The organism is Thermofilum sp. (assembly GCF_038871435.1).
Lineage (GTDB): Archaea > Thermoproteota > Thermoprotei > Thermofilales > Thermofilaceae > Thermofilum > Thermofilum adornatum.
The window spans coordinates 73596-93870 of sequence record NZ_JAVZIC010000001.1; the positions used below are offsets into that span (position 1 = coordinate 73596).

General features: G+C 46.2%; 18 protein-coding genes and 2 tRNA genes. 10 read left to right on the plus strand and 10 right to left on the minus strand.

Annotation, left to right across the window (positions count from 1 at the left end; genetic code table 11):
• The first annotated feature begins 4 nt into the window (after window positions 1–4).
• Complete coding sequence (locus QXT17_RS00405) at window positions 5–1363, plus strand: hypothetical protein (protein ID WP_342783001.1); 1359 nt, start codon at window positions 5–7, stop codon at window positions 1361–1363.
• A 1-nt stretch (window position 1364) separates the two neighbouring features.
• Window positions 1365–2246 carry an N-glycosylase/DNA lyase gene (locus tag QXT17_RS00410; RefSeq protein WP_020962779.1) on the plus strand — a complete coding sequence of 294 codons (882 nt, stop codon included), beginning with the start codon at window positions 1365–1367 and terminating at the stop codon, window positions 2244–2246.
• Here QXT17_RS00410 and QXT17_RS00415 read toward each other — a convergent pair.
• From QXT17_RS00415 to iolM, 4 genes are all read right to left on the minus strand, one after another.
• Window positions 2229–3020, minus strand: coding sequence for a GTPase (locus tag QXT17_RS00415; RefSeq protein ID WP_020962778.1), 792 nt, complete (start codon window positions 3018–3020; stop codon window positions 2229–2231). The genes QXT17_RS00410 and QXT17_RS00415 overlap by 18 nt on opposite strands.
• A gap of 39 nt (window positions 3021–3059) precedes the next feature.
• Window positions 3060–4076 carry a glyoxylate reductase gene (gene gyaR, locus QXT17_RS00420; protein WP_020962777.1) on the minus strand — a complete coding sequence of 339 codons (1017 nt, stop codon included), beginning with the start codon at window positions 4074–4076 and terminating at the stop codon, window positions 3060–3062.
• A gap of 81 nt (window positions 4077–4157) precedes the next feature.
• Window positions 4158–5069, minus strand: a complete 912-nt coding sequence (gene iolN / locus QXT17_RS00425; protein WP_020962776.1) for a 3-dehydro-scyllo-inosose hydrolase — start codon at window positions 5067–5069, stop codon at window positions 4158–4160.
• A 38-nt stretch (window positions 5070–5107) separates the two neighbouring features.
• Entirely contained in the window at window positions 5108–6313 is a 1206-nt protein-coding gene (iolM, locus tag QXT17_RS00430) for a scyllo-inosose 3-dehydrogenase (RefSeq protein WP_020962775.1), read from the minus strand.
• A 135-nt stretch (window positions 6314–6448) separates the two neighbouring features.
• Here iolM and QXT17_RS00435 point away from each other — a divergent pair, with 135 nt between their 5' ends.
• From QXT17_RS00435 to rimI, 3 genes are read left to right on the plus strand one after another with little or no spacing between them, the layout of a single operon-like run.
• Complete coding sequence (locus QXT17_RS00435) at window positions 6449–7273, plus strand: sugar phosphate isomerase/epimerase family protein (RefSeq protein WP_052885530.1); 825 nt, start codon at window positions 6449–6451, stop codon at window positions 7271–7273.
• Between the two features lie 39 nt (window positions 7274–7312).
• Window positions 7313–8086 (plus strand): MBL fold metallo-hydrolase, encoded by a 774-nt coding sequence (locus QXT17_RS00440; protein WP_020962773.1) that lies wholly within the window; start codon window positions 7313–7315, stop codon window positions 8084–8086.
• Entirely contained in the window at window positions 8070–8537 is a 468-nt protein-coding gene (rimI, locus tag QXT17_RS00445; RefSeq protein ID WP_187147001.1) for a ribosomal protein S18-alanine N-acetyltransferase, read from the plus strand. The genes QXT17_RS00440 and rimI overlap by 17 nt, the downstream gene beginning before the upstream one ends.
• Here rimI and proS read toward each other — a convergent pair.
• On the minus strand, window positions 8534–9988 hold the full coding sequence (proS, locus tag QXT17_RS00450) for a proline--tRNA ligase (protein ID WP_020962771.1): 1455 nt from the start codon (window positions 9986–9988) through the stop codon (window positions 8534–8536). The genes rimI and proS overlap by 4 nt on opposite strands.
• Window positions 9989–10120: 132 nt before the next feature.
• Between proS and QXT17_RS00455 the strand changes: the two genes are divergently transcribed.
• The 3 genes from QXT17_RS00455 to QXT17_RS00465 all read left to right on the plus strand — a co-directional run bounded on the left by QXT17_RS00455 (window position 10121) and on the right by QXT17_RS00465 (window position 13828).
• A tRNA-Ala gene (locus tag QXT17_RS00455) sits at window positions 10121–10195 on the plus strand.
• A 61-nt stretch (window positions 10196–10256) separates the two neighbouring features.
• Entirely contained in the window at window positions 10257–12188 is a 1932-nt protein-coding gene (locus QXT17_RS00460; protein ID WP_342814415.1) for an alpha-amylase/4-alpha-glucanotransferase domain-containing protein, read from the plus strand.
• Window positions 12185–13828: a glycogen/starch synthase gene (locus QXT17_RS00465; protein ID WP_342814515.1), complete on the plus strand. Its 1644-nt coding sequence runs from the start codon at window positions 12185–12187 to the stop codon at window positions 13826–13828. The genes QXT17_RS00460 and QXT17_RS00465 overlap by 4 nt, the downstream gene beginning before the upstream one ends.
• Here the strand turns inward: QXT17_RS00465 and QXT17_RS00470 are convergent.
• From QXT17_RS00470 to QXT17_RS00485, 4 genes are read right to left on the minus strand one after another with little or no spacing between them, the layout of a single operon-like run.
• Complete coding sequence (locus QXT17_RS00470; RefSeq protein ID WP_287911670.1) at window positions 13817–14248, minus strand: transcriptional regulator; 432 nt, start codon at window positions 14246–14248, stop codon at window positions 13817–13819. The two genes, QXT17_RS00465 and QXT17_RS00470, sit on opposite strands and share 12 nt — an antisense overlap.
• A 1-nt stretch (window position 14249) precedes the next feature.
• Window positions 14250–15005 (minus strand): KaiC domain-containing protein, encoded by a 756-nt coding sequence (locus QXT17_RS00475; RefSeq protein ID WP_342783005.1) that lies wholly within the window; start codon window positions 15003–15005, stop codon window positions 14250–14252.
• 38 nt (window positions 15006–15043) lie between these two features.
• Window positions 15044–16345, minus strand: coding sequence for a hypothetical protein (locus tag QXT17_RS00480; protein ID WP_342783006.1), 1302 nt, complete (start codon window positions 16343–16345; stop codon window positions 15044–15046).
• Window positions 16346–16359: 14 nt separating this feature from the next.
• Window positions 16360–17334 carry a hypothetical protein gene (locus QXT17_RS00485; RefSeq protein ID WP_342783007.1) on the minus strand — a complete coding sequence of 325 codons (975 nt, stop codon included), beginning with the start codon at window positions 17332–17334 and terminating at the stop codon, window positions 16360–16362.
• 255 nt (window positions 17335–17589) lie between these two features.
• On the opposite strand from QXT17_RS00485, the gene QXT17_RS00490 reads away from it, so the two are divergent.
• Window positions 17590–19149, plus strand: coding sequence for a type II/IV secretion system ATPase subunit (locus QXT17_RS00490; protein WP_342783008.1), 1560 nt, complete (start codon window positions 17590–17592; stop codon window positions 19147–19149).
• On the opposite strand, the gene QXT17_RS00495 is transcribed toward QXT17_RS00490, so the two are convergent.
• Window positions 19142–19990 carry a class I SAM-dependent methyltransferase family protein gene (locus QXT17_RS00495; RefSeq protein WP_342783009.1) on the minus strand — a complete coding sequence of 283 codons (849 nt, stop codon included), beginning with the start codon at window positions 19988–19990 and terminating at the stop codon, window positions 19142–19144. The two genes, QXT17_RS00490 and QXT17_RS00495, sit on opposite strands and share 8 nt — an antisense overlap.
• 101 nt (window positions 19991–20091) lie before the next feature.
• On the opposite strand from QXT17_RS00495, the gene QXT17_RS00500 reads away from it, so the two are divergent.
• Window positions 20092–20209 (plus strand) — tRNA-Ala (locus QXT17_RS00500).
• The last annotated feature ends 66 nt before the right edge of the window (window positions 20210–20275 follow it).

The following is a 20275-nucleotide window of genomic DNA, read 5'->3' on the forward strand; positions in this document are numbered from 1 at the left end:
ATACATGAGAACTGGTCCATTCCCAATATATAACAATAGGATCTATGGCATAGCTAATTCCCAGCTTACACCGGAAAACATGGCCGAACTTGGAGCTGTTCTAGGAACAATCCTTGGAGAGGGGGCTCTCGTAGTCGCTGCCCGAGACCTTTATCCGCCCTCGAGAATGCTTAAGAGAGCCTTCACATCTGGACTAATGTCTACAGGAAACTCTGTAATTGATTTCCACTCTGCGACTCTTCCAGAGCTGGCTTTCGCAGTAAAGCGTTTTGGTGCAAAAGCAGGTGTCCACTTCTCTGTGGCCCCGCACATGGACTCGGCTATCCAGGTGAAAATAATTGATGCTGGAGGCGTTGAGCTGTCCTATGAGAAGCTTAGCGACCTTATTGAGATGTATGAAACAAGGCACATTGTTCGAAGCATCCCGAACAGGATTGGGTGGGTAAGTTATGCCGAGTACATTCACGACATATATGTTTCTTCGGCTAGCAGTTTTGTGGACTCTTCCCCAATTGTAGCCAAAGAGCCACTCGTTGTCACCGACCTAAACCACGGGCCGGCATCTGACGTGTTGCCCAGCTTCCTTGGCAGTATAGGTGCCAGGTTAGTCGCGATAAAGGCTGGGAGACCACCCTCTGCCCTCAAGCCTCGACAGCTCCCACCTGTCCGAGACATATTCATGCTACAGGATATAGTTAATGCTTCTCAGCCGGCCTTCGGAGCGGCTTTAAGCACTGACGCTTCACAGGTATTCATCATAGATGATAAGGGAAGATACGTAGATCCAGACAAGCTCGTCGCCGCAATTGCCTTAATGCTTCCCGAGGGCTCACGCCTAGTAGTCACAGACTCTACAAACAGGCTTGTCGATCTAGCCGCTGAGAAAAATAGACTGTATCTTTTGAGGATAAAGGGGCAGGCAAGCGACGTTTCAAGGGGAATACGTAAAGTTAAGGCGAGCCTTGCGGCTACTGATTCAGGCGAGTTTATATTCTCACAGTTCTCGTTGTCCCCCGACGGAATGCTCTTTATAGGAAAACTTCTCGAAATACTCTCGACTGAGGAGGTAAAGCTTTCAAGCATACTAGATACCCTGCCAGAGATCCAAGAATACAGGCTTGATATAGACGTAGACGAAAATCAGGGCAGAAAGATAATCGACCATGTAGCCTCACTCTACACCGAGATAGTTGTCACACCTTTGTCGATAAAGTACCGCTCAAATGGTGTATGGGTAAAGCTAGAATACGACCCACAGAAATCCAGGCTAACAGTGTGCGGCGACGCAACGAATAAGGCGGCCATTGAGATAGTCAAGAAAGAGTACGAGAAGATAAACCAGCTTATTCAAAGCCTGAGCTAAAATGATATTTTTTGACTCTAAGAGAGTTGAGGAACTAGCCAGACTGCTCAGCCAGTCTGGCAATGATTTTTACGAATTCTTTATAGAGAGAGACCCACAATACACTGCCGTCAGAGAAATATTATCAAAAATGGGCTTCTCGGAGGGCGCCTTCTACATAGTTGGTGTAGCCATTGTAAGCTATATGCTTGCCACGAGGGGGGAAGATCACTGGATGACGGCCGCGAGCTATGCTTCAGGCGACCCAGACCAATCCTTGTTAAGCTTTGTAGAGTGCTCGGCCTCGCTTAGAAAATTTAGAACTGCAAGGATTAAACGTATCCAGAAATATATCCAAAACAAAGAGGAAATCATTGAAGCCTTTAAAGGTGAAGAAATAGACCTCGGAGAGTTCAGCTATAAACTTGCCGAGATTTTGGATGCAGATGTAAATGACAAAACGATTCTCTTTGCCTCTAAAATGCTTCTTTATACATGTCGGGCGGCAAATAAAGGCTTTAAAAACTTTGAAAAACTTCTAATCCCAGTCGACTATAGAGTTTCCCTTGTAACGCTTACTTCTGGCATAGCCAAGGGGTGGAGGTGCAACGAAAATCTAAGGAGCTTAGCTGGAGACCTAAGAAGTAGATATAAAAAAGAAGTCCAGGAGGCATGGAGACGGGTTGGAGAAGCTTCAGGAATACCTCCAATCCTATTAGACGCACCAATATGGCTTGTGGGAGGCTGTATTGATAAAGCAGAGTTTAACCCGCAGGAGATTTTGAGGTGTGTCCGAGAAAACTTGGCACCGAGTCCAAGCGTGTTAGAAGCCTTGAAGGAATTTTGGCGTGAACTTGACAATTGTAGAAACAATACGCGTCAATCCTTACTTTTCTTCGAGTAGATCGTAGTCTTCGGGCTCTAGGTAGAAATTATTTTTCCCCGTCTGCCAGTCCCGTATAATTATCCTTGCGGCTTCTTCAATTATTGGTTCGCCTCCCTTCTTTAAAAGCCCCCTTTTCTTTGCAAATTCCTCCAAGAACTGGTAGGGGTTATCCGACTCTATTCCGTACAGATCCTTTAAAAATGACGGCTTCTTTTTATAGATGAACTCGATAAGCTTCACTGCGGCTGGTACAGGGTCTTCTAGGGCCTCTGGCCTAAGTGCGCCCCGGAGGGCGAGCTCCTCCGCGGAAAGCCGTGGGACTATGCCGGGTGTATCGTAGACCCGTAACCATTTTGAGACCCTTAGCCTTGTCGTAGTCTTGGTGTAACCTGGGATTGGCGATGTACCCACGCTGTGAGACCCCTTGAGATAATTTATTAAGGTGGACTTCCCGACGTTTGGAATCCCTACCACGGCTACGAGTACTGGTTTGTTCTTGCTTTTCTTGGGGGCATGATTTCGTAGGATTTTCCACAGGTTTCTTGTTCCCAGCCTTTTGGCTACTGAAATAAATATAACTGGATGTCTTTTTCCTAGAACTTTTTTCCATTTGGCGAGAACTTCCTTTGGGACGAGATCGCTTTTATTTATAACGAGTATAATCGGCTTTCCAAGCTTCTCTGCGTATCTCTCTACTTCTATGCTTCTAGTCCCCCATGGGTCGCGTGCATCTACAACCTCTAGGACTAGGTCTACCTTCTTTATGAGCCGCTTAACCTGAGATAAGCTCATGTGAAGAAAAGAAAAAACATTGATTTATGGATTTTCCCTTTATATCATTTTGACTTTTTCTAGTGGTCTAATCTTTAAGACTTCCTTGTTTACTAGGGCTGGGGGCATTTCACCTTTTAGAACTGCAATGAGGTTTCTAGCCGCAAGTTCTGCCATTCTTTGTCTAGCCTCGATGGTTGCGCTTGCAATGTGTGGAGCAAGAACAACATTGTCAAATTTTGTCAAAGGATGAGTTGGAGGCAGAGGCTCCTGCTCAAACACGTCTAGTGCGGCTCCAGCGATCCATCCTTCCCTTAATGCTTTTACGAGGGCTTCTGTATCTACTACGGGTCCTCTAGCTGTATTTATAAGGTAGGCTGTCTTCTTCATTTTCTTCAATTTCTCTTCATTTATCAAGTGGTATGTATCCTTTGTCAGTGGAACATGTATTGACACGATGTCGGACTCGCTGAGAACTGTGTCTATGTCTGCGAACTGCATGTTTGGAAGTACTGTTTCTACGTCCCAGCGTCTCTCAAGGTCATAATACAGTATTTTCACCTCGAAACTAGAGAGTCTCTTAGCAGTGGCTACGCCTATCCTTCCGAGCCCTATGAGTCCAATTGTTTTTCCTTTAAGCTCTGGACCTGTCAGGAAATATGGGTTCCAGGGCTTGTCCCATTGTCCGCTCCTAATTATTTTGTCTGCCTCTACTATTCTCCTTGTAACAGCCAGGATTAGCCCTACTGTGAATTCTGCAACAGCATCAGTGAGGACGCCTGGAGTGTGCGTCACGTAGATCCCTCTCTTGGTGGCTTCTGGAATATCTATGTGGTCGAAGCCGACGGAATACGTGCTTATGACTTTAAGATTGGGGGCGGCATCCATTACTTCTGCGTCTATTTTGTCTGTCAAGAGGCATAAGAGGGCATCCTTGTCGCGAATCTTTTTGATAAGCTCTTCGCGGGACGGTGGATATTCTTTTGACTCGTGGAGCTCAATTTCACAGCATTCTCGAAGCATTGAGAGGCCTGGCTCTGGTATAATTCTTGTTACGTATACTTTTGGTTTTGGCACGAAATAATAATTATCTGGGAAAAGTATAATTGTTTTGCTATAAGTTAAAAATAAGAAAGATAATTTATAAACGAGTTATCTTTAGTACTTAAAGTCTCCAGGGTTAGGCCAGACCTGTGGAACTACTCCTGGAGGATAAGTTTTGTGTAGCCACTCGATGAACTCCGTTATTCTCTGGATCGCTGTTTCTACAACGACCTCTCCCTTTTCTCTGCTAGCCTTACTTGGGAAACCAACGCTTCCCTTCGGGTAATAGTGGATCTCCATGTAGGCGCTTATATCGTACCAGCCGAAGGGTCTTCCATAGACGTTTCCAGCCTTGTCTGCCCATTTGTCAGGGATTACTCCTACCATTTTTTCTGCGTCGCTTTCCTTTAGCTTTGCTGGGTCGACTAGTTTGGGTGCAACGTACCAGAGAACACTTGCCTCGAGTTCGTCGGCGTGTATGAATGGTGTCTCTAGGACAAGTCCTGGTTTGAGTTCTGTTCCCTGCCTTAGTATGTCTCTTACCCAGGCCCACCAGCTTGTAACTAAGATGAGGGCTTTTACTCCTTCCTCAATTATTGCCTTGTCCTTGACTATTGGTAAAACATATTCCTGACCGTGGCTGTTAAAGAGAATGATTTTTTTGAATCCTGCGTTGCTTAGCCATTTAACTACGCTTGTGACGTAATCGATATAAGCTTCTTTCTTAACGGGGATAGTTCCTGGCATGCCGTAGTGGTGCGATGGGTGCGAGCCATAGAATATCGGAGGGGCTACAGTTATCCCAGTCTCAAATGCTATACGTTCAGCAATGTAGGAACCGATGATTGTGTCCTCTCCGGTGGCTTGACCTAAACCATGTGATTCTGTTGATCCACATGGGACAAGTATAATGTCGTTCTTTTTTACTCTCTCAAGCAATTCAGCCATAGTCATTTGGTCTAGGTAGATTTTTTCGCCAAACTTGTTGTAATAGGGCTTTGAGAAACGTGCTTCGTATTCAACCATCCTTATCACCTATTTTATGCCATTGTCATATTTATTTGTTACGGCTTTATCGTTATCTTTCCATCTATCCTCTGGTGTGCACGTTCAAAAGCCTTGTAGACGTCGTCTAGGCTGAATCGAGAAGTAATTATCTGTGTCATATCTATCCTGCCAGCGGCCATAAGCCTTATCACGTTGCCGAAGTTCCCGAAGCCGCTGTGCCCCTGGCTACCAAATATTTGACCGCGTCTCACCTGGAAAACTTCGAGGTAAATTGGCACTTCTTGCGGGGCACGGCCAATCTGGATAATTTTGCCATTTATTGCCAGGCTTTTCTGCATGTGGGGAACTGTACGGTGTGGTGCACCCGCGGCCTCTATGTGGACGTCTGCTCCTTGCCCGTCAGTTATCTCCATGATTTTCTCCCATGGCTCTGTGCCATTCTTAGAGAGGTCAACTGGGTTAAACACGTAGTCGGCTCCAACTTTCTTTGCAAGTTCACGTCTTTCTGGGCTGACCTCGAAGGCTATAATTTTCCCGGCTCCCCCGGCCTTGGAAAGAGCAATAGCTGCTAGGCCTATTGGCCCAGCTCCCCAGACAACAACGTATGCTCCTGGTTTGAAGCCGCCGGCTCTCGTGAATATAGCGTGATAGGCGACGCTTGTTGGCTCTACCAGGCTTCCGGCTTCGAAGGCTTTTTCTTCGCTACCATACCTGTCTACTAAAGAATCTATTTTCCATGCATACTTTGCTTTTACAACAACAAAGTCAGCCATTGCGCCGTCGTGGGTGAAGCCGAGTTCACCAAATTCTAGGTCTGCCGGGTCATTTAGCCGTATGCAGTGGTTAAAGTCGACGCTTCTGCACGCGTCGCATTCACCGCACCAGAACATTTCTTCGCTTGTCACCATGTCTCCTGGCTTGTAGTTTTTCACGTTTGTCCCGACCTTTTCTACTACGCCGCTGAATTCATGTCCTATGACTACCGGGAATCTTGTGAGACCTGGGTAAATAATGTAGCCATCGTTGTCTGTCTCGAGGAAGTGGATATCACTCCCACATATGCCTACAGCTTTTACTCTTATAAGTATCTCGTCTGGCTTTGGCTCTGGGACTGGGTAGTCAGTCCTCAGTACGAGTTTTGGATTTTTCCATACTTTTGCACCTTCCCTTACCTTTCTCGTCCGAATTTCATCCTGTGATATTTTGTAGCCTGGGCGTGGAGCAAATTCTGCTGTTACTAAAGCAGCTCTCATTGTTGTCATTTTCTTTCGCCGTCTATGTCTGTCTAATAACTCTTAATATTTGATTCGGAAAATGTTTAAAAAAGGGAACTATAAAGGATATAATAACTCAATAATAACAATCCTTATTAAGATAGGTAACCACCTTAGAACATCATGCCGTCTAAACCAAAATTATCCATGGTTATTGCATACGCTAGGGCACGTTTCGAAGCAGTCGCCAAGGTGGATCCTGAGCCTGCTGTACGTCTTTTGAGCGAGCTGGGATATGATGGGGTAGAAATTTCTGTCCTTGAGCCAGAGGAAGTAGGAGAACTATCAAAAATAGTTAAAGATCATGGGCTAGAAATTCCCGCAGTTGGGACGGGGCTTAACTACCTACATTTTGGGCTTAGTCTCACTTCACCTGACGAAAGCCTTAGGACGAGAGCCAGAGAAAAAATAGGAAAAATAATCGACGCCGCTTCACGTAGCGATATCAAGGGCGTAATCATAGGGCTAATCAGGGGAAAAGGCGAAGAGTGGGAACAAATCGACCAACCAATTAACCTCCTGCTAGAAGAAATGAAAAAAATTGCCGAAGAAGCCTCCAAAAAGAATGTACTCGTGTACCTCGAGCCACTCAACAGGTATGAATCAAAGCTTATCAACCGAGTAGAGGAAGGATTAAGGTTCCTAGAAGAGCTGGGAGCAGACAACGTCTACTTGTTGCTAGACACCTTCCACATGAATATAGAGGAAAGAAGCATAGAAGAAGCAATAAGGCTTGCCGGGGAAAAAATTGGGCACTTTCATGTAGCTGACAGCAACAGGCTTGCGCCCGGAATGGGCCACCTAGACTTTGTTAGAATCCTGGGGGCATTGAGAGACACTGGTTACATGGGATACGTATCAGCCGAAATACAGACAAAGCCAGATTTTGAGGCTGCCGCGAAGATCACTATATCGACTCTGAGAAGAGCATTAGAGGTGCTAGAGTAATCTTAATTAAACATTCTTTATTCTTATGAATGATTATAGATGGTTGAAATAGTCTTTTTGGGAACCGCTGGAAGCACTTTTTTCGGGGACAATTTTACTCCCTCGATCCTTGTAGACAACATTCTGCTTGACTGTCCCTCACCCTGCCCATACACTCTTTCCAGGCTAGGCTGGCTGGATAAAATCCAGTTAATTTTGCTGACACATGTACACCCGGATCATTCTCTCGGTGTTTTAGAGCTTTTGTGGCACTTATGGATAGAGGGTAAAGGAAGACGCATCCAGGTAATTGGTCCTACAGGAACCCATAAATTCTTTGAAAATCTTCTAAGAGAAATTCATCCATCCAAGTATCAAGACATACTTTCACACGGTGTTTTCTTCGAGGCGGAGCCCTCCACAAAAATTGGTAATATCAGCTTTTACCGTGCAAAACACACAGTTAAAGCCCTAGCCGCTAGACTGGACTTCCGAGACGCTTCAGTATGTTACACGGGGGACACCTCTCCCACTCGTGAACTCGAAGAGGGCTTCCGGGACTGCGACCTCCTAATACATGAGGCAACTTACCCTCCAGGCATGGAGGAAGAAGCAGAAAAAGACGGCCACTCAACACCTATACAAGCGGCGAATACTGCTAGAAAAGTCAACGCAAAGTATCTGGCGCTGATACATTTGCCGTATGCTAGGCTTGGTCCTCAAATCGAAGAAACATACCTTTCTTCGGCAAAGAAGATTTTTAGCAACACGTTTATCCCTAAACCCATGGATAAATTTATCCTGGAAGGTGGAAATCTTGGATATAAAAGTTAGAAAAATCGAGCCAGGAGACCTTTTCTACATCGCTGAGATCGAGGAAAAAGTATTCGGCCTAGACGCGTTCCCATTCTACTACCTGTTTGAACTCTACGAGAAGTGCCGAGACTTTTTTCTGGTGGCAGACTACAAGGGACTAACGATCGGATATATCGTCTCCTGCATCGAGAACCAGAGCCTACATATACACAGCGTGGCAGTTATTGAGGGATTCAGAGGAAAGGGTATCGGAAGAATGCTTCTCGAAGAAACTATAAAACTAGCCAAAAGCATGGGAATCGAAAAGATCCTTTTAGAGGTCAGCACCCAGAACACTGTAGCTATAGCGCTCTATGAAAAATTCGGCTTCAAGAGGGTAGGTATGAGAACAAACTACTATGCAGATGGTTCCGACGCGTACATCTACATGCTTGACTTAAAGGAAAACAATTCACAACACGTGCGCTAATACGCCTTGGCCACATATACTATTTGTCTTGCAGGTGCTCCGCACCAGGCACACTTGCCGTAGTCTCCCTCCTTGAAATCTATCTCGGTCCCCCTTATCTTTCCACCGTCTGTGGCCTCCTTCAGGTCGTTTGCACATTCCTCCCGTCCACAGAACGGCATCTTAACTATTTTTCCGCTTCTTAGGGCTTCCTTCACCTCTTGCCTGCTTGTAGCATTTACGATTCTGCTTTCAAAGAAGTTCTTTGCCCTATTTTTGAGTTCTTCTAAGATGGCTCCCTCGAGGTATTTAATATGTTCTAGGAGTTTTTCGTCTGGGACTTTCTCCTTTCGCAACAGGTCGCGCCTAAAAACAGTCACGGTGTTTGTTTCAACCTCTTTGACCCCTACTTCGAGACGTATTGGTACTCCTTTAAGTTCCCATTCGTTGAACTTGTATCCTGGCGTGTACTCTTCGCGCGCGTCTACTTGAACCCTGTAGCCGGCTCCTTTTAAGAGTTCTTCTAGACGTCTGCATTTCCCCAAGACTTTTTCTTTGTCTGCATCTTTGTAATATATCGGGATGATTATTACCTGAACTGGTGCAACTTCTACTGGCAGAACAAGTCCCTTGTCGTCTCCATGGATACTAATGAGGGCTGCAGCTATTCTCCATACTCCTGGACCATAACAGGTCTGCCAAACATATTTTCTCTGGCCATCTTTGTCAAGGAAAGTGACATTAAAGGGTTTTGCAAATCTCTGACCCAGGTCATGCGTTGAACTAATCTGGAGAACTCTTCCATCCGGCATAATGGTGTCCGCGGCGTAGGTGTCCTCTGCGCCGCCAAACTTGTCCCAAGGCGGACGTCTAAGGAACAAGAACGGTATACCAAGCTTCTCCCAGATCACCTTCCTGGAATTCTCCATGTCCTCCCGTATCTGTTGCAAAGCCTCCTCGTGCGTTGCGAAGGCATCATGAGCTTCGATCCAAAGAAACTCGCGTCCACGCATTAGTGGACGAGTATTCTTCTCGTACCTATACACGCTTACACTTTGATAGAGTTTTAGAGGTAGGTCTCTCCAGCTCTGAATCCAATAGGAATACATGTAGTAAAAGGCCGTCTCACTTGTCGGTCTTAGAGCGAGTTTGCGGTCAAGCTTCTCGCTTCCATCCCCCACCTCAGTTATCCAGAAAACCTCGGCCCTAAAGCCCTCCACATGCTCCTTTTCTTTTTCGAAGTTCTCCTCCGGTATAACGAGTGGGAAGAGAACCGGCTCATGACCAGTCTTCTCTAGCTCCTCCTCGAACATTCGGTAAATCGCCCTGATTATCCTCATGAGCCACGGCCTGTGAACAATGAAACCCTGCACATTATAGCGCAGGTCTACTAGGCCGGCCTTTATAAGTACCTGGGAGTACCACTCTGAAAAGTTCTCACTCTTTTTAACGGTTATTCCCTGCTCACTCATATGGTTTCATTCATGAAAGTACCCAAAAATAAATTTCGCGCATCGGAGCCCACATTAGAACTATTTATCCACTTAGCCGGCACAAGAGCACGAAAACTATTTAAAATCTCTAGTATTCTAAACATAAAACGGGGGCCGGTCGTCTAGTGGGAGGATGTCCGCTTGGCATGCGGGTGGTCCCGGGTTCGAATCCCGGCCGGTCCACCATTCTGGTTCCACTGTATGCCTTACGTAAACGTTTTATTTTACACGTTTCCATGTATCATGTATGGCTAAAACTTCATTCATATTTGTGTTGCATTTCCACCAGCCCATTGGGCAGTATAGGTTTGTTCTTGAACGTGTCCAGCGTAACAGTTACGAGTTGCTTCTTCGGATTTTAAAGGAATATCGGGACCTACATTTGACCCTTCATTTTAGCGGCCCTCTTTTGATGTATTGGGAAAAGTATTTTCCTGAATATTTGAGCGAAATGCGCGAATTAATCAAGAACAGCAACTTCGAGGTGTTGGGGGGGACTTTTTCTGAGAGCATACTGGCTATCCTCCCATGGGAGGACAGGGCCCGACAGCTTAGGGAAGGAGTTAAGCTAGTCGAAAAAAGCCTAGGTGTCACTCCTAGGGGTCTCTGGCTACCCGAGAGGGTTTGGGACCCTACGCTTCCTCCTTTCCTGAGAGACGCAGGCTATAGATACGTGATTGTTGACGATGAGGTTGGCTATAGGTCTGGGCTTTGGAGAGATGATGCCCACCGGGCTGTGCTCACAGAGTACGGCGGCAAATCCATCGGTGTGTTTTTTATCGATGGGCCTATAAGGTATATTCTCCCCTGGAAGCCACACGGAGAAGTCTTCAACTATCTTCGTAACTATGCCACGGACAATGGGTCCCTGTATGTGTTGTGGGGTAGCGACGCTGAAAAGTTCGGCGAGTGGTGGGACCCCTATGCCGCGGAGCAGTGGCTGAGGATCTTTTTCTCGTCACTGCGAAGCGACCCGAGTGTGGAGCTAATTACCCCAAGCGAGTATATCAAGAGACATGGCTTTAGCGGTCTCGCCTATCTGGCTCCGGGTAGCTATGACAAGATGATGGAATGGAGTGGGGGGTATTTTCCAAACTTCCTTAGAAAGTACAGGGAAGTCAACAACATGCACAAGAAGATGCTGTATGTCAGAGAGAAACTGGCCTCGCTGGGCGCATCTGAATCAGCTTGGAGGGAATACATGCTTGGACAGTGCAACGACGCCTATTGGCACGGGCTATTTGGCGGAGTCTATATCCCACTACTAAGGCAAGAGGTTTACAGCCACCTTATCCGTGCAGAGCGCATAGCAGAGGAAGAGTCCAGCTATTATTTCGGAACACCCTCTATAATAAAGAGCTTTGACTTCGACATGGATGGGAAAGACGAGATAATCATCGAGTCTAAAGAAACAAACGTATACATCAAGCCAAGTGATGGCGGCTCTGTATTTGAGCTAGACGTTAAGGCTCCCGGCGCCGAGCACAATCTGGTATCAACCATGTCGCGTTACCCGGAGCCATATCTACAAGGAGAAAAAAGCCTAACCCCTGACTGGTATAGACGTGTATCCTTCAGGGAACACATATGGCGCAGGGATGCAAATGTCTATGACTGGATAAATAATAGGCCCTTCATCGACACAAGTGACTTTGCATTGGGGGAGTACATTGTCGAAGGTGTGGGAGACGGCAAAATTGTTCTCTCTTATACTGGTCGGGACTGGAGCGATAGACGGAGCCCAGCTAGGATCCACTTGGTAAAGATCTATGAGCTTGTAAATGAAGGTAAGGGCCTCAGGGTGGCATATAGATGGAGGAATCTTGAAAAAAGATTTATCGAGCCAAAACTCTCAGTGGAACTCCACCTTTTGCCTAGGCTTTCACCCGCTAGCCAGGAAGAGCCCCTGTTCGTAGTTGATGACAACTACAGCCAGAAAGCCACTGAATATTTCTCTTCTCCATGGTCTAGGAAAGTAGACTTTAAGACCTCTGTGGGACATCTAAGTATAGCCTCGACCAAACACGCAGAAGTATGGGTGGCACCAATACTTACATGGTTCAGGACAGAGAAGGGTCTAAAGAGCGAGTTCCAGGGCGCAGGAATAAGCTTTAACTATACTGTCGCACTGAATCCAGGCGAAATCTTTGAGACCGAGGTGCTACTGGCTTGGCAGTGAACGGAAAATCCGTACTAATGGTTACGTTCGAGGCTACTCCCTTCGTAAAGGTAGGCGGCTTGGCAGAGGTCCCAAGCAACCTTGCAAGGTATCTCTCAAGTCTAGGGTGGAGAAGCCTTGTTGCTCTGCCCTCACATGCGCCGACTGGGTCCCGGGGCGAAAAAATAATTGATTCGTTTACTACTCCAATGGGAGAAGTCTCCGTCGGAATAGGGACATGGCACAATGTCACATTTCTACTTTTCTCCGGCTCTGTCTTGAGCAACTCGGCAGTGTATTCAGAAGACGTCATGGAGAGCAAGGTTAAGCTTTTCGCCACTTCTCTATCCATTTTCTTGTCGAGGGCAGATGAGTTGCTAGGCGGATTCCCAAATATTATTCACTTCCACGACTGGCACAGCGTCTATTCGCTCATAAAGTTGAAGCATGATTTTCCCTCCGGGAACTGGTTCTCTGCTTTCCACATACATCTACTTGTGAAGAGAAGAATCAAGCCAGAGATTTTTCCAGAGCTTGGAGTCCCACTAGACTGGGTACACGAAATACATATAGATGGAAGAAAAGAGACATATACCCTTGAAGAAGTCCTCGCGCGCTCAAACTTTATTGCCGAGAAGGCAGGGGCCTACGAGGCTGACCGATTAATCACGGTAAGCAAGGCATACCTACATGACGAGGTTTTACCTTTTCTGGGACACGGCTTCTCTGAAAAATCACGCGTTATCTATAACGCGACCGACTGGACGTTTGAAAATGCAAAAGCAGAAGTCCTTCGGGAACATGGAAATAATATTATCGAGTTTTCTGGAGAGACAAATCTCAACAGGCGGCTGGATCTTAGAAAATACTTTCTACTGAGGGGGATAGCATCGCTTAAAAATGAAGAGCCAGTGATTCCAGACGAGAGGATAAAAAAGATTATTCAAGACATTTCGCTGCCTCCTCTCCGTGAAAATGGAAAGCCGGAGCCATTTCTCTTTGACGGTCCCTTGGCGATAACAACAGGTAGACTGGCGAGACAGAAGGGCTTTGACTTGATGGTTGAGGCTGTCCCGCGTGTGCTAAGAGAGCTCGGCAACGCAAAGTTCGTGTTTCTAGTTTTGCCTGTGTGGGGAGGAGAAGATTATATTTATCAGCTAGCTGATCTCCAGAGGAGCTATCCAGAAAATGTACGCGTGATATATGGAGTTGCGCCTTCAATCTACAAGCTAGCGCACCTAGCATCAGACGTGTTTTTCGCCCCCTCGAGGTGGGAACCCTTCGGGATAATGGCACTCGAAGCCATGGCTACTGGTAACCCACTTGTAGCATCCCGCACTGGTGGACTAAAAGAAATCGTCCTAGACGTAAATAATCATGGAGACAAAGGCACAGGGCTACTTGTTCCTCCGGGCGACCCATATGAGCTAGGCGAGGCCTTGAGAGACATGCTGGCGTTCATGGAGGCTTCAAATACCGGTAACCTGGGGTGGTATTTAAAGAAGATTGGCAATGAGAAGCTTGTTAGGTTGCTAGAGGAATACCCTGACGCTGGCGAGATTCTGAGGAAGAACTGTATAGAAAGAGTAGAAAAATACTTTAGTTGGAGCGCGTCTGCAACGACAGCGTCAGCTATATACGGTGAGCTTCTAAAGGGTTGAAAGTAAGCTTTGAAGGGCTTGCTTCACGTTTTCTATTTTCTTTTTGAGTTCCTCGTTTTCACGTCTCAGTTTTTCGATTTCTTCGCCTCCGGGCATCAGGAACTCTAGCTTGCCGCCGTTCTTAACGAGTAATTCGTATGTTTCTTTGACTATTTTGCCTGCCTCAGTTTTCCCGGTCAGGTGGTTTCTAATTGTGGCCTCGGTTCTGCCGAGCTCCTCTGCTATCTTTGTGACTGGCATGCCCGCTCTCTCCCTAGCTAGCGCCCCGGAGGCTATGATCAAAGAATCTAGCCAGGTTATCTTGTCCTCTGCGTTCCTTATTTTCTCTAATACGTCTTGCCTCATTAATGTGCCAAAAATGAGTGCAAGTTCTAGTTTCCTGGTGTCTTCTTTACCTAAGGGCTTCAGGGGTACCTCCATTTTACTCACCACTATACATTGTTCCTCTCAGCTTTATTACTTTATCGCTATAGACAACTATGCCCTTGTCCGTTATGTCGAAGGGCCGCCTCTTCATGTCGTGCTTTGTTCCCCTCATCTTCCAGACAATTAGAGACCTCACTAGTTCGCCGTTTACCTCGTCGAGATCTAGCCTTACTATTCCGTCGGCCGCGTGTTCAACGCCTGGCCCGCCAAAGCCTCTCTCAGTGACGCTGACCTGAGACACTAGAATTGATGTTGCCCCCAGACCCGAGAGAACCCTTTTAAGTTGCATCATTACTGACCTGGCCACAGCTGGCTTACTCATGTAGAGCGTCGAAACAGAGTCTATGACCACTCTTTCCGCCTTTACGTCTCTTATCGCTGTTTTAACTACATCTACCAACTCTCCAACATCGTCTATGCTCGTCACCACGTATTTTTCTCTCTTGGCAGCTTCCCCAATACCACCAGTAAATGCATCAACTATTGCAAACTGTCCGCTGTCCTCGTACTTCTTTATGTCCCAGCCGAAGTGAGCCATGTTTCGCCTTACTTGGACAGGGTGTTCTTCAAGTGCTACTAGTACGCCGGGCTCCCCCTGCTGCAAGCCATAGTACAGGTATTGCTGACCAAATATGGACTTGCCTGTGCCGGGGCCTCCTGAGAGTAAAACAATGTTTCTCTTTGGGATACCTCCAAAAAGGAGATCATCAAACCCTGGAATTCCAGTTTTAACTTTTTCAATTACACTCATGTTTATGCACCAAATAAAATAGGCTTTTTGGCTATAAATTATTTTCCATTGATGATAGACAAAAGCGTTGATATGGCTACGGCGACGTTTTGTATCCGGTATTTCTTCTCGTAGTATGCCTCGTAAAGTGCTCTCTCGACCATCCATGGGAAAACAAGTTCTAATGCTTCGACAGGTGAAGTCGTAGGGGTAAGCCTCTTGGACAGCGTTCTTAGATATTCTTCCACTATCTTTTCAATGACCTCTTGTGCCCACTCGTTTAGTTGTTTTGCTGGCCTTTCTTTTTCTTGAAATACTTTGACTGTATTATCTAAAGATAGACCATAATAGTCCTTAACAGCATAGAAAGAGATGTAAGAAGCTCCCCTAGCGATGCTGGCAATGTCGCGTAGGGCTGGCTCTAGTACTGTGTTGTATTCAGGTGGCCTGCCTGGCTCGCCCTCAAAATCTACGATGTAGATTTTTCCTGATGGCTTGTATATCATCTGTGAGAAATGCAAGTCCTGGTGTATCCTTATCTTATATGTATCCCCAAACGCTTCAAATCTCTTGGAATATTTTTGCAGAGAAAGGTTAAGTATTTCAAGCCAAGGGGAAGGTATTACGCCCTCAATTTCGTTCAAGTAATGCTTCATCCTCGCTCTCCAAACGCTAATGTCTTGTGCATCGATGTGTGACGGCTTGCACCATTCTTCCATGCATTCCAGCATGGCGTTATGAAAAATGGAGACGGCTTTTCCTATGCTTTTCAAAATGTTCCAGTCTAAACCCGTAATTGATTGTGCTGCGAGAGTTTCTTTTGCAGAGCTGTAGAGGGGTGCTCCAGGGTCAATACCTCCCTCGATATATTCAACTAATATGCCTAGTGGGACGCTCACAGCGTTGTAGCTTGCAACCAGCCTCGGAGCGACGTTGTAGTGGATGAGGTATCTCAAGAAAAGGACTTCTGGATTGTCTCGCCTGTAGAGCCTATACCCCTTAAGCAATAGCTTCCCATTTTTTGCACTGTATAAAACGTGGGGGTTCGTTGCGTCTTCAGCGACGGAACCCTCGAATACGAGGCTTTCGGGATCAAGTTCCTCATAGTTGATTAACTCTAGGGATGTTTTTCCAGATAACACTTCTCTGAGAAAAACTGGAATGTATTCGGCCTCGCAGAAGGTAGATCCGTCAATTTTTACCATCTGTTTTTCACGACAACCGAAACTCATTATGGGTAAAATGTACTGGGTTTCCCCGTCAGTAGCTATTACAACACCGATGGTGTCGCAGACTTTTTTCCACGATAAAATATCGAGGCTACTTGTATTCCCGCCACGTACCCATCTTTTTGGAGACACAAGTACAAGTTTGCCTAACGTTTCTCCTTCGCCAATTTGTCGCGTAATTTCTCTATCACCTCTTCTAATGTGCCCCCTTCAATAGATGACACGTTTTCAGGCATCTTTGCCACCTGCGTGGGGGTTTTTACCCCGAGGATAAGATGATTGAAAGCTCCGTCCAGTGCCGCTCCCAAAGCATTGAGGACTTCTCTCCTGGCCTCTTCAACATTTCCCTCCCTTGGGAAAATGTTATAGACTAGCATTTTTTCGCCTTTTCTTTCAGCCAAAAATGTAGCACTTTTCGGGATGCCGCTTACTCCTTTGATTTCGGCTACCGGGGTAACGGTCCACCCATATGCCGCGAGAACCTCGCCTACTCTCTTACTGAATGTTTGTGCATAGAGGTCTGAAGCTATCTTCTTGTCAACCTTGTACCTGTAAACCTGCCTATATTCTAACTTGTTTTCATCTGCCTTTGCCCCGCATGCCACACATTCCAATAGAGGCTTTGGATATGCGAATGTAGTTCCACAGTCTCTGCATCTCCAGTTTACGCCTATCTTTACCCAGTCTTGCCCCTCCTTAAGCAATTCTTGTTTACACTTTGGGCAAAAAATTCTGCCCCTAGAATCCCTAGGGGCTTCTTCGAGCACGCCTATGTAGCCACATGTAACATGGCTGAAGAGAGTGTTCCTGGTAACGTTTAGGGATCCACAGTTTGGACATTTTAGACGTAGCCGGAAAGTTGAAGAGCCACATTTCGGACAGAAGACAAGCATGTCGACTGGGTAAGGCTTGAGCAGTCCTCTCTTTATGCTTTCATCTATGAGGACGTCCAGCGCTATTCCATGCTTCTCTGCGATGACCTTTACAGGGTTTTGGCTACCATTTTTTGGGTTAATTTCTAGTTCATCTAGATTGTTTTCAACTAGGTAGGTTACCAAAGAGCGAAGCGCCTGGGCTATGTTACGTAGACTTTCAAGGCTAGCTGTGTCCTTGCTTTGCACATTGCCCGCCCTATATTACTTCTAATAAAAAATGTGTGACAATTTGTATTAAATTTAACTGATACTATAGATGTGAATGTTCACACAATGAGCTTCTCGGTATGTAATCATGATATGTAGTGCTTGTTTACATTATATTCGAGCTTGGATAGTTTTACAACATCTCATGCATTAGATATTTTTACAGAGTTAAAGTACACTTGCATATCTAGGCGCCAGTAATAAATATTAGGATAGTCATAAGGTTTATTCTAGATGTCTGTGCAACATGTAGGAGAAATACCCATAGTTTCTGGCGTTAAAGATAAAGAGATTGTCCTAGAGTTCTACCCCATTCAGCCCCCCTATGCCTATGCTTTGATTGTTAAGAGCGCAGAGGGCGCAGTCGAGTATAGGCTTGTTGAGCCGCCTCTAACTAGAAACGACCTAGAAACATTGAATGCTCTAAGGACAAGGATGCTTGAGAGGGTTCCTGCAAGGGTCGACGAAGCTGTCAGGATGCTGGCTACTTCTCCAGAGGTTTTCCTAGAGAAAGAGGTACAGGACGTCATAAAGAAATACAAGATAAAAGTTCCGCCTGAGAGCCTAGACAAGTATCTCTACTATATTAAACGCGATACGATAGGCTATGGCCGTATAGATGCCCTGCTAAAGGACCCCAACATTGAGGATATTTCCTGTGACGGCCTAAATGTTCCAGTATATGTTTGGCATAGGAGGTACGAGTCGATACCAACAAATATAGTGTTCCGGGATCCCGAAGAACTTTCCAGCTTGATACTCAAGCTGAGTTTTAGGGCTGGTAGGCACATTTCTGTGGCCCAGCCTATTGCTGAAGGCTCATTGCCTATGGGGTTTAGGTTGCATGCAACACTAGAGGAGGTATCGAGGAAAGGCGGGACGTTTACCATTAGGAAGTTTAGAGAGGTACCCTACACCATAATTGATTTGATACAAAATGGCACGCTTAACGAGGAGGTTGCAGCCTACCTTTGGTACCTTGTAGAAAACTATCGAAGCATACTGATAATTGGCGCAACCGCTGGCGGAAAGACAACTACCCTCAACGCGGTGGCCACATTCATAAGGCCAGAGGCAAAAATTGTGACAATAGAGGATACGCCCGAGCTTAGACTCCCACACGAAAACTGGACCCCTCTGGTTACACGTCCAAGCTACGAGGAATGGGTGAGAAACGTGGACCTATTTGATCTACTCAAGAGCGCTATGAGGATGCGGCCAGACTACCTCATTGTGGGAGAAATTAGAGGCGAAGAGGCTTTCACATTGTTCCAGGCGATAGCTACAGGTCACTCGGGCATGAGTACTCTACATGCTGAGAACATCGATTATGCCGTGAAGAGGCTTATCTCGCCGCCCATGAATATACCGCTATTCCTTGTCCCCCTGATGAACGTCTTCATGTTGATTAAGAGGATAAAGATAGGAGAGCAGATAGTGCGAAGAATCGTAACTGTTGCCGAGGCTGTTGGGATAGACGAGGATAAGAAGCAGGTTAAGCTTAACGTGGTTTTCAGCTATAATCCCGTAACTATGAAGATAGAGAAGGTTGGCGAGAGCGAGCTAATAAAGGCTATTGCCCAGGAGAGATATATTCCACAGAAGAACCTAGAGGAAGAGCTCCAGAGAAGAAAAGCCATCCTAGAGCTACTAGCTAAGAACAATGTTAACAAGTTCGAGGATGTCAGCCACGTTATTAGGGAGTATTATCTGCGTCCAGAGCAAACATACTTCCTGCTCGCAAGCGGCTCTTATCCGTTTCCAAGCCTTGCCAGGAGCACTAGCACTACTTAGTGAGTAGGACGTCTACTGCTACCTTGTAGATTCTTGGCGCATATGGGGACACTTTCCTAGCCCCCCTAAGCTCCGCAGTAAAGCCCCTTTTACGAGCAGCTTCACTCACGAGCCTGAATGCTTCTGTAAATAGGTCTTCTTCTCGGGACCAGTGGTAAAAATGGATCCAGCCGCCAGTCTCCTTTAGGCAGTTTACGGCTTCGTCGAGGAAGAGGTAGGCCCCTTTTGGAAGCGGCATAACGACCCTGTCGCACTGGTTGAAGAATCTTGGAGCCTCTATCTTCACGTCTCCAAGTACGGGATACACTAGGTGTTCTACCTTGTTTATCTTTATGTTTTCGACCATGTACCTGTATGCGTCCGGGTTTATCTCGATAGCAATGATCCTGCCTACTGCTGGCTGTTTCTTCGCTATGGCGATTGCAAAGGGTCCAACCCCTGCAAACATTACCATCACTGTTTCGCCGGGTTTAACTTGGCTAGCTATTCTCTGTCTTTCTGTGGCTTCTCTAGGAGAAAAATATACCTTCGTCACGTCAAGCTTTATCTTGTATCCATGCTCCATATGAATGACCTCAGTGATGTTTTCACCCTTGATAAGCTCAAGCTCCCTCACTCTGTACTCGCCCTTCCTTTCACTCGCCTTCCTGTAAACTGCCCGCACATTTTTGTGAACCTCGAAAATTGCATCTGCGACAAGCTCCTTGTAAGGCAAGAGCGCGTCATCCAGCTCGACAATCGCAACGGCCCTTTCACGTGAACCAATTATGTCGAAGCTCGAAGGAACTAGACGAAGCAAATCTTCTGGAATCTTGCCTCTTAACACGTCTCGGATATGCATAGGTACTACAAGGACAAACAATAACAGACAAAATATATTCTTTGGTTCTATGCCCGAAAAGTATTTAGGAGCAAACATTACATGTAAAATAGCTGGTCAAGGGGCCGGTCGTCTAGTGGGAGGATACAGACCTAGAAGCCTCAAGCCACCTTCGCAAGGAAAACATAGAGGTACCGAGAACGGTGGTGGTCCCGGGTTCAAATCCCGGCCGGTCCACCATTTTTGTTGTTCTTATACATTATAGACGGGTTCTAGCTAAAGTTTAATTACAGTGTTGTAGAGGTG

Coding starts and splice junctions, on each gene's coding strand:
- QXT17_RS00405 (WP_342783001.1), top strand. CDS start 5: ATGAGAACTGGTCCATTCCCAATATATAACAATAGGATCTATGGCATA.
- QXT17_RS00410 (WP_020962779.1), top strand. CDS start 1,365: ATGATATTTTTTGACTCTAAGAGAGTTGAGGAACTAGCCAGACTGCTC.
- QXT17_RS00415 (WP_020962778.1), bottom strand. CDS start 3,020: ATGAGCTTATCTCAGGTTAAGCGGCTCATAAAGAAGGTAGACCTAGTC.
- iolN (WP_020962776.1), bottom strand. CDS start 5,069: ATGGTTGAATACGAAGCACGTTTCTCAAAGCCCTATTACAACAAGTTT.
- iolM (WP_020962775.1), bottom strand. CDS start 6,313: ATGACAACAATGAGAGCTGCTTTAGTAACAGCAGAATTTGCTCCACGC.
- QXT17_RS00435 (WP_052885530.1), top strand. CDS start 6,449: ATGCCGTCTAAACCAAAATTATCCATGGTTATTGCATACGCTAGGGCA.
- QXT17_RS00440 (WP_020962773.1), top strand. CDS start 7,313: ATGGTTGAAATAGTCTTTTTGGGAACCGCTGGAAGCACTTTTTTCGGG.
- proS (WP_020962771.1), bottom strand. CDS start 9,988: ATGAGTGAGCAGGGAATAACCGTTAAAAAGAGTGAGAACTTTTCAGAG.
- QXT17_RS00460 (WP_342814415.1), top strand. CDS start 10,257: ATGGCTAAAACTTCATTCATATTTGTGTTGCATTTCCACCAGCCCATT.
- QXT17_RS00470 (WP_287911670.1), bottom strand. CDS start 14,248: ATGGAGGTACCCCTGAAGCCCTTAGGTAAAGAAGACACCAGGAAACTA.
- QXT17_RS00475 (WP_342783005.1), bottom strand. CDS start 15,005: ATGAGTGTAATTGAAAAAGTTAAAACTGGAATTCCAGGGTTTGATGAT.
- QXT17_RS00490 (WP_342783008.1), top strand. CDS start 17,590: ATGTCTGTGCAACATGTAGGAGAAATACCCATAGTTTCTGGCGTTAAA.
- QXT17_RS00495 (WP_342783009.1), bottom strand. CDS start 19,990: ATGCATATCCGAGACGTGTTAAGAGGCAAGATTCCAGAAGATTTGCTT.